The organism is Burkholderia sp. DN3021, assembly GCF_049805555.1.
GTDB classification, from domain to species: Bacteria; Pseudomonadota; Gammaproteobacteria; order Burkholderiales; family Burkholderiaceae; genus Burkholderia; species Burkholderia pyrrocinia_C.
This window is the reverse complement of the sequence record NZ_JBNCAB010000084.1, coordinates 25156-34126: the sequence shown is the minus strand read 5'-3', so window position 1 is coordinate 34126 and position 8971 is coordinate 25156. Positions and strand designations below refer to the sequence as shown.

At 70.7% G+C, this 8971-nt stretch carries 4 protein-coding genes; all 4 read left to right on the top strand.

Going from position 1 to position 8971, the window contains the following annotated elements; translation table 11 throughout:
* Nucleotides 1–4190, top strand: a 4190-nt coding sequence (locus ACPUER_RS29655; protein WP_425132833.1) for an amino acid adenylation domain-containing protein, incomplete at its 5' end; no start/stop codon positions are given.
* Nucleotides 4180–5214 carry a GNAT family N-acetyltransferase gene (locus ACPUER_RS29650; protein ID WP_425132832.1) on the top strand — a complete coding sequence of 345 codons (1035 nt, stop codon included), beginning with the start codon at nucleotides 4180–4182 and terminating at the stop codon, nucleotides 5212–5214. The genes ACPUER_RS29655 and ACPUER_RS29650, both read left to right, overlap by 11 nt.
* A 32-nt stretch (nucleotides 5215–5246) precedes the next feature.
* Nucleotides 5247–6623, top strand: coding sequence for a lysine N(6)-hydroxylase/L-ornithine N(5)-oxygenase family protein (locus tag ACPUER_RS29645; RefSeq protein WP_425132831.1), 1377 nt, complete (start codon nucleotides 5247–5249; stop codon nucleotides 6621–6623).
* 22 nt (nucleotides 6624–6645) lie between these two features.
* The gene (locus tag ACPUER_RS29640; protein ID WP_425132830.1) at nucleotides 6646–8910 is read left to right on the top strand and encodes a TonB-dependent siderophore receptor; all 2265 of its coding nucleotides are present in this window, start codon (nucleotides 6646–6648) and stop codon (nucleotides 8908–8910) included.
* Nucleotides 8911–8971 lie beyond the last annotated feature (61 nt).

The window sequence follows — 8971 nt, the reverse complement described above, 5'->3', positions numbered from 1 at the left end:
GCGCGCGCGGCGCGCGCCATGTGTTTTCGCTCGACGCGCGCGTCGGCGCGCAACTCCGTGCGTTCGCGGCCGCGTCGGGCGCGACGCCGTTCGCGGTGCTGCTCGCCGCGCTCGATGCGCTGCTCGCGCGTGCGACCGGCGATGCGCGGATCTGCGTCGGCGTGCCGGCTGCAAACCGCGAACGCGCGGAAGTCGCCGGCCTGATCGGCTTCTTCGTCAACACGCTGGCGATCGACGTCGACGTGCCTGCGCACGGCGATTTCTCGTCGCTGGTCGCGCGCACGCAGCGCGCGCTCGTCGACGCACAGATGCACCAGGACGTGCCGTTCGAGCAGGTGGTCGATGCGCTCGGCGTGCCGCGCAGCGCGAGCCACCATCCTCTGTTCCAGGTGATGGCAGCCTACGGCGAGCGCCGCGCGCTGCCGGCACTCGGCGCGGCAGCCGCCGCGTTGCTGCCGTCCGGCACGCCGTCCGCGAAATTCGATCTCACGCTCGCCGTCGAGGCAACGCCCGACGGTACGTTCGACGCCGCGTTCATCTATGCGCTCGACCTGTTCGATGCCGACGCGATCGTACGGCTGGCCGCGCGCTTCGTCACGCTGCTCGCCGATGCGCTCGCGCGGCCCGACCTGCCGGTCGGCGATCTCGACTGGCTGCCCGCCGGCGAGCGCGCACAGCTCTTTGCGTGGAACGCGCCGGCGGGCGCGACCGAAGTCGAACCGTTCGTGCCCGTGCATGCGCGCATCGCCGCGCATGCGCATGCGCGGCCCGACGTACGCGGCGTTGCCGATATCGATCGTGCGCTGACGCGCGGCGAAGTCGATGCACGCGCGGCGCGCCTCGCGCGTCATCTCGTTGCGGCAGGCGTGCGGCCCGAGATGCGCGTCGGCGTTGCTTTGCAGCGCTCGGTCGACCTGCTCGTCGCGCTGATCGCGGTGCTGAAGTCCGGCGCCGCGTTCGTGCCGCTCGATCCGGCCCATCCGCGCGAACGGCTCGCGCAGATCGTCGGCGACGCGAGCATCGCGCACGTGCTGACCGATGGCTCAAGCGCCGCGTCGTTGCCCGAGCTGCCGGAACTGCGCGTGTGGCGCGCCGATGAAATCGATGCGCTCGACGAAGCCGCCGGCGTCGCGCTGCCCGACGTGCTGCCGGGTCATGCGGCCTATGCGATCTACACGTCGGGCTCGACCGGCAAGCCGAAGGGCGTGATCGTCGACCATGCGTCGTTCGCGCTGCATTGCGCGGCGATTGCCGAGCGCTACGGCGCGGGCGAGAACGACGTGTTCCTGCTGTTCCAGTCGGTCAACTTCGACGGCGCGCACGAAGGCTGGTTTTCGCAATACATGTCGGGCGCCGCCGTGTCCGTGACGGCCGACGTGCTGTGGCCGCCCGCGCAGACCTGCGCGATGATGGTCCGCGACGGCGTGACGATGACCTACGTGCCGCCCGGCTGCGCCGCGCAGCTCGCCGAATGGGCGCTCGCGCACGGCGCACCGCCGACGCTGCGTTCGCTGACCGTCGGCGGCGAGGCGACGTCGCGCGAGGCGTTCGCGATGCTGCGCCGCGCGCTGCCGAACGTGCGCGTGGTCAACGGCTACGGCCCGACCGAGACGGTCATCACGCCGACGCTGTGGATGTTCCGGCCCGGCGACGATCTCGCGAAGCTCGGCGACGCCGCATATCTGCCGATCGGCACGCTGGTCGGCGCGCGTACCGCACACGTGCTCGACGAACGGCTGCATCCGCTGCCGGTCGGCGTGATCGGCGAACTGTATCTGGGCGGCGAGGGGATCGGCGTCGCGCGCGGTTATCTCGACCGCCCGGCGCTGACCGCCGAGCGTTTCGTGCCCGATCCGTACGGCGCAGCGGGCGCGCGCCTGTACCGCACCGGCGACCTCGTGCGACGCCGCGCGGACGGCGTGTTCGACTTCATCGGCCGCGTCGATCATCAGGTGAAGCTGCGCGGATTGCGCATCGAGCTCGGCGAAATCGAGGCGCAGCTTGCCGCGCACGATGCGGTGCGCGAAGCGTGCGCGGTCGTGCACGGGCAGGGCGCGCTTGCGCAGCTCGTCGCATATGTGGAACTGACCGCCGATGCACAGGCGGCCGCGCAGCCCGTCGAAGCCGCGACGCTCGACGCGCACCTGCGCCGCACGCTGCCCGACTATATGGTGCCCGCGCAACTGATCGTGCTCGACGCGCTGCCGCGCAACGCGAACAGCAAGGTCGACCGGGCGCGGCTGCCGGCGCCCGTGCGCGTCGAACGTGCGTACGAGGCGCCGCGCGACGGCGATGAAACCGCGCTCGCGGCGATCTGGTGCGACGTGCTGAATCTCGAGCGCGTCGGCCGTGGCGATCACTTCTTCGATCTCGGCGGTCATTCGCTCGCCGCCGTGCGCGTCGCGACGCGCGTGGCCGAACGGCTCGGCCGCGACGTGCCGGTGCGCGCGCTGTTCGAGGCACCCGTGCTCGCGCAGTACGCGCTGCAGGTGGCCGACGCGCCGCGCGCCGCGCATGCCGGCGCCGCGGCGCCGGGCGTCGCGGTGGCCAAACCCGATGCGAACGGCGTGTGGCCGCTGTCGCCCGCGCAGCTCGGCCTGTGGTTCCTGTGGCGCGCGCAGCCGGACAGCGCCGCGTACAACATTCCGGTCGCGCTGCGCGTGCGCGGCCCGCTCGACATCGATGCGCTGCGTGCCGCGTTTTCGGATACGGCGGCCGTGCATCCGGCGCTGCGCGCGCGGCTCGTCGCTCGCGACGGCGCGCTGCCGGGCCAGCGGATCGATATGGCGGCGACGGTCGAATTGCCGGTCGTCGACCTGTCGGCGCAACCCGGTGCGCTTGCCCGCGCGGCGGCGTTGACCGCTGACGATGCGCTCGCGCCGTTCGACCTCATCGCCGATGCGCCGCTGTGGCGTGCACGCGTGCTGCGGCTCGGCGCGGACGACCACGTGCTGTCGGTGACGATCCATCACATCGTGTCGGATGGCGAATCGATCGAACTGTGGCTCGATGCCGTTCGTGCACGCTACGTCACCCGCGTGCGCGGCGGCGACGTGCCGGTCGACGAAGCCGTCCAACTGGCCGCCCAACTGGCCGTACCGCTCGTGCTGCCCGCGCCGTGCCATCCGGCCCGCGTCGCATACTGGCGTGATGCGCTGGCCGATCTGCCGTCGCGCGTGCTGCCGCAGCGCGCGGACGCGCCGGCCGTGCCGCAATGGCGCGCGGCACGCATCGCGTTCGAATTCGACGCGTCGCTGATTCGCGCCGCACGCGACGCCGCGTCGGCCGCGCACGCGACGCTGCCGATGCTGCTGCACGCGGCGCTCAACACCGCGCTGTTCCGCGCGACGGGCGCGGCCGACCAGCCGGTCGGCGTGCTCGCGTCGACACGCGAGCTGACGGGCGATGCGGCACGCGCTGCGCTCGGCCTCTTCATCAATTCGGTCGTCGTGCGCACGCGGATCGACCCGGCCGCGCGCCGTGCGGACGTGCTCGCCCAGGTGCGCGATACGGCGCTGGCCGCGTATGCGCATGCCGACGTGCCGTTCGCCGATGTCGTCGCGGCGCTGCGCGCGCCGCGTGCTGCGCAGGCCAATCCGCTGTTCCAGGTAATGTTCAACTACCTGCGCCCGACGGGTGCGGCCGCGCGCGACTGGGCCGGCCTGTCGCTTGCCGAATTCGACGATGTGCGCCATCGCGTCGTGTTCACGCTGGAGCTGGACGTCGTCGAGCATCCGGACGGCCGCGTGAGTGCCGCGTTCTCGTATGCGGACGAGCTGCTCGACCGCGGTTTCGTCGATGCGCTCGTCGATCTCTATCACGACGAAGTCGCGCGTTTTGCCGGCGCGTCGGAGGCGGCGCTCGGCGCGCCCGATACGCGTGTGGTCACGGATGCGGCCTTCAGCGTGCAAGCAAGCGGGGAAACACGGGCCGACGCGCCGTCGCACGCGGCTGCCGTGCTCGCGGCGCTGTGGTCGGACACGTTCGCGACGGCTGCGCCCGAGCCCGGCGCGGACCTGTTCGAAGCCGGCGCAACGTCGTTCGACGTCGTGCGCTTCGTCGACGCGGCCGGCCGCGCCGGTCACGCGCTGACGGTCGCCGACGTGTTCGCGTCGCCGACGCTCGCGGCACTCGGCGCACGGCTCGATGCACGCGCGGAAACGGGACAGGAGGAGCGCCATGCTGGCTGAAGTGCGTCCCGACGGATTCACGATGCCCGATACGTGCCGCCTGGCATTCGCGGACGGGCTATTCGCCGCGCGCGACGGCACGGAGATCCGCGTCGCGCAGGGCCACGGCATCGGCGCGCAGTTGCTGCGCGCGCAACTCGCCGACGACGGCACGCTGCGCCTCGTCGCATACAACCATCGTGCGGCGCCGGCCGACCAGCGGCGCGCGCTGCTGGCCGCGCTGTCCGCGGCATTTTCGGACGGCGCGCACCATGCGGCGATCCGGCTCGACCCGGCCGCATGGCCGGCGGTCGCGCTCGACGCGCTGCGCGCGAGCGGCGTGCTCGCCGACGGCGGCCGCTGCATGCGCGACGGCTGGGCGCAGCAGGCCGATCTGTGGCTCGTCGGCACGCACCTGCCGTGCGCGACGCTGCCGATGCTTACCGACGGCCGACGTCATCCGCGCCGGCCGCCGGCGCCGCGCGGCGACGTCTACGCACGCGACCTGCCGGCGCTCGGCGTGCGCTTCACGCTGCGCGGCTGGCAGCCGGCGGAAGACACCGTGCGGCTCGCGCGCTGGTTCGACGAGCCGCGCGTGCGCGACGGCTGGCCGGGCGCGCAGCCGGGCGAGAACGGCTCGCAAGGGGCCGCACCCGACGCCGATCCGCACGTGACGCCGCTCGTCGGCTGCTTCGACGGCGAGCCGTTCGCGTACTTCGAGGCGGTCTGGCTGAAGGAAGACGCGCTCGCGCCGCACGTCGCGGCGCGCGACTACGACCGCGGGCTGCGGATGCTGGTCGGCGAATCGCGCTGGCGCGGCCCGCATTGCGTGGCGGGCTGGCTGCCGTCCGTCGTTCATTACCTGTTTCTCGACGACTCGCGTACCGAAGCGGTCGGCTGTGCCGTTCCGGCCGGCCACGCGCGGGTTGCCGACCTTCTCGCGCGGCATGGCTTCGCGCGGCAGCGCCGTCTCGCGCTGGCCGACGCGCAGCCGCTGTGGATGCGCACGCTGCGCGAGACGTTCTTCTCCGGCCGTCACGTCTGACGGGCCGGATTCACCGACAAGGGAGCTGAGACATGCAGAGAGAAACCGTATTCGACCTGATCGGCGTCGGCTTCGGGCCGTCGAATCTGGCGCTGGCCATTCGCCTCGCGGAGCGCGCCGGCGCACGCACGTTCGCCCATTGCTTCGTCGAGCGCCAGCCGGAATTCGGCTGGCATCGCGGGATGCTGCTCGACGACTGCCGGATGCAGATCTCGTTTCTGAAGGATCTCGTCACGATGCGCGATCCGAAAAGCCGCTACACGTTCATCAACTACCTGTTCGAACGCGGCCGCCTGAACGAATTCGTCAACCTGAAGAACTTCTATCCGACCCGCGTCGAATTCCACGACTACCTGAGCTGGGTCGCCGATGCATTCGACGACCGCGTCCATTACAGCGAGACCGTGCTGGCGATCGAGCCGGTGCGTGGCGACGGCGCGCGGATCGACGCGCTGCGCGTGCTGTCGCGCGATGCCGCGGGCCGCGAGCGCCAGCGCGTCACGCGCGCGCTGTCGGTCGGCGTCGGCGGCACACCGGCGATTCCGGATGCGTTCGCCGCGCTCGGCCGCGACCGCGTGATCCATTCGTCGTCGTATCTGACCGACATCGACCGGCTCGTCGCGTCGCCGGACGGCGAACGCCGGCGCGTCGCGGTGATCGGCGCGGGGCAGAGCGCGGCCGAGGTGTTCATCGACCTCGCGCGCCGCTTCCCGCATGTCGACGCGAGCCTCGTGATGCGCGCAGGTGCGCTGAAGCCGGCCGACGACAGCCCGTTCGTCAACGAGATCTTCAGCCCCGAGTTCACCGACGTCGTTTATGCGCAGCCGCACGACGCGCGCCGCGCGCTGCTCGAGCGCTATCGCGACACCAACTACGCGGTGGTCGATCGGCCGCTGATCGAGCAGATCTACGAAATGCTGTACCTGCAGCGCATCGACGGCACGCCGCGTCATGCGCTGCTCGCGAACAGCGCGATCGAGGCCGCGGTGCGCACCGGCGACGGCCGCATCGAGCTGACGCTGCGCGACCGGATGAGCGGCGCCACGCGCGTCGAACGCTTCGACGCGCTCGTGCTCGCGACCGGCTACCGCCGCGACACGCATTCGGCGTTGCTCGAAGGGCTCGCACCGCACCTGGGCGATGCGCTCACGCGCGGCGACGTGACGCGCGACTATCTGCTCGCGACGCCCGAGCACTTCGCGCCGCGCATCTACCTGCAAGGCTGCTGCGAAGACAGCCACGGATTGTCCGACACGCTGCTGTCGGTACTGGCGCGCCGCGCGGACGAGATCTGCGCGTCGCTCGAAGACGGGCTCGCGCCCGCCCATGACGATGGCGCGGCCCGGGAGTCGCACGAAAAACGACAGGAAAACGGGGTGAGCGCGGGCCGGATGGCTTTCGCTCTTTGACAAAGGCGCGGTCGGAGACCGCATGAAAAAAGTGGAGCAGAGAAAGATGGAGTGGGCAACAGGCACGCGTTTGCGTGCGATCGCAGCCGCGGCGAGCGTGGCGTTCGGTGCGGCTGCGGCGGGGCAGGCTTACGCCCAGACGGCGCCGGCCGTAAACGCTGGCGCCGCGGCGTCGGCCAGCAGTGCGCAGAACGGCACGACGAACGGCGCGCCGAATGGCACGCTGAATGGCACGCTGCCGGCGATCACCGTCAACGCGGCCTCGGAAGGCGACGGCACCGTCGGGCTCGTCGCGAAGCGCAGCAGGACCGGCACGAAGACCGACACGCCGATCAACGAGATCCCGCAGACGGTCAACGTCGTCACCGCGCAGCAGATCGAGATGACCGGCGCGACCGACGTGAACGCGGCACTGCGCTACGTGCCGGGCTTCTCGTCGTACGGTTCGGACAACCGTTCCGACTGGTACGCGGCGCTGCGCGGCTTCACGCCGACCGCCTACGTGAACGGGCTGCAGGTGCCGAACACGATCAACCTCGCGAGCTGGCGCGTCGATCCGTACATGATCGACAGCATCACCGTGCTGCGCGGGCCGACGTCGGTGCTGTACGGCGCGGGCGATCCCGGCGCGATCGTCGACGTGCAGACCAAGCTCGCCGACGGCGAGCGCGTGCGCGAAGCCGGGGTGCAGATCGGCAACTATGCGCGCAAGCAGTTCATGATCGACGTCGGCGACAAGCTCGATGCCGACGGCAAGTACGCGTACCGGTTCGTCGGCGTCGCGCGCGACGGCAATGCGCTGACCGGCCCGAACAACGACCAGCGCGTCGCGCTCGCGCCATCGTTCCGCTGGCGCCCGAACGCGGATACGTCGCTGACGCTGTCCGCGACGTACCTGCAGGACTGGGGCGACATCTCGTCGAACTTCCTGCCGGCGGTGGGCACGGTGCTGCCGAACCCGAACGGGCAGATCAACAAGGACGTGTACGAAGGCGACCCGAACTTCAACTACTACCGCAAGAAGCAGTGGTCGGTCGGTTACCAGTTCGAGCAGAACCTGAGTTCGGCGTGGAAGTTCCGTCAGAACGTGCGCCTGATGCACCTGTCGCTCGACAACGGCTCGGTGTTCGGCAACGGCTTCGTCGAGGGCAGCACGACCGACGTGTCGCGCTGGGCCGGCGTGTTCCAGATGAACTACAGCCGCTTCGACATCGACAACAACGTGGAAGGCCGCTTCGCGACGGGCCCGCTCCAGCACACGCTGCTGCTCGGCTTCCAGTACAACCGCCAGACCGCGACCGACAGCGAATGGCTCGCCGCGGCGTCGCCGCTGAACATCTACAACCCGGTGTACACGCCGGTGACGACGGCGGTGTTCGATCCGGCGTCGACGTTCCGCACCAACACGTACACGACGATGAACACGTTCGGCCTGTACGCGCAGGACCAGATCAAGTGGAACCGCTGGACGCTGACGCTCGGCGGCCGCGAGGACTGGGTCAACATGCGGATGGACGACCGCGCGGGCGGCACGTCGACGAAGGCGGACGTCACGGCGTTCACCGGCCGCGTCGGCCTCACGTACCAGGGCGACTACGGGCTGTCGCCGTACGTCAGCTACGCGACGTCGTTCAATCCGCTGATCGGCGTGAACCTGCTCGGCGGCGGGCTGCCGCAGCCGACCCGCGGCAAGCAGATCGAGGCCGGCCTGCGCTGGCAGCCGCCCGGCAAGAACCTGATGCTGAACGCGGCGATCTACCAGATCAACCAGACCAACGGGATCACGCCGGCGCTGCCGAGTCAGGACACGACCGGTACGAAGTCGGTGCAAACAGGTGAAGTGCGTTCGCGCGGGATCGAGCTGAGCGCGACCGGCAAGGTCACGCGGAACCTGTCGCTGATCGCGTCGTACGTATACCAGGACGTGAAGAACGTGAAGGCGAACGACGTATCGCTGAACAACTGGCCGGTCGACATTCCGCGGCCGCGCCAGATGGCGTCGATGTGGGCCGACTGGACGTGGCACACGGGGCCGCTCGCGGGCTTCGGCCTCGGCGGCGGCGTGCGCTACCAGAGCGCGTCGGCCGGTGCGGCCGACAACTCGCTGACGGTGTCGAGCGTCACGCTGTTCGACGCGGGCGTGCATTACGACACGCGTAACTGGCGCTTTGCCGTGAACGGGACGAACCTGGCCAACCGCCACTACATCAGCGGCTGCCAGTCGGCCAACGTCTGCGTTTTCGGCACCGACCGCACGGTGATCGCGACCGCGAAATACAACTGGTGACGTTGCGCGCCGCGGCCCGCCGGCCGGCCTTCGCGGCTGGCGCGGGCCGGGCCGCGGCGCC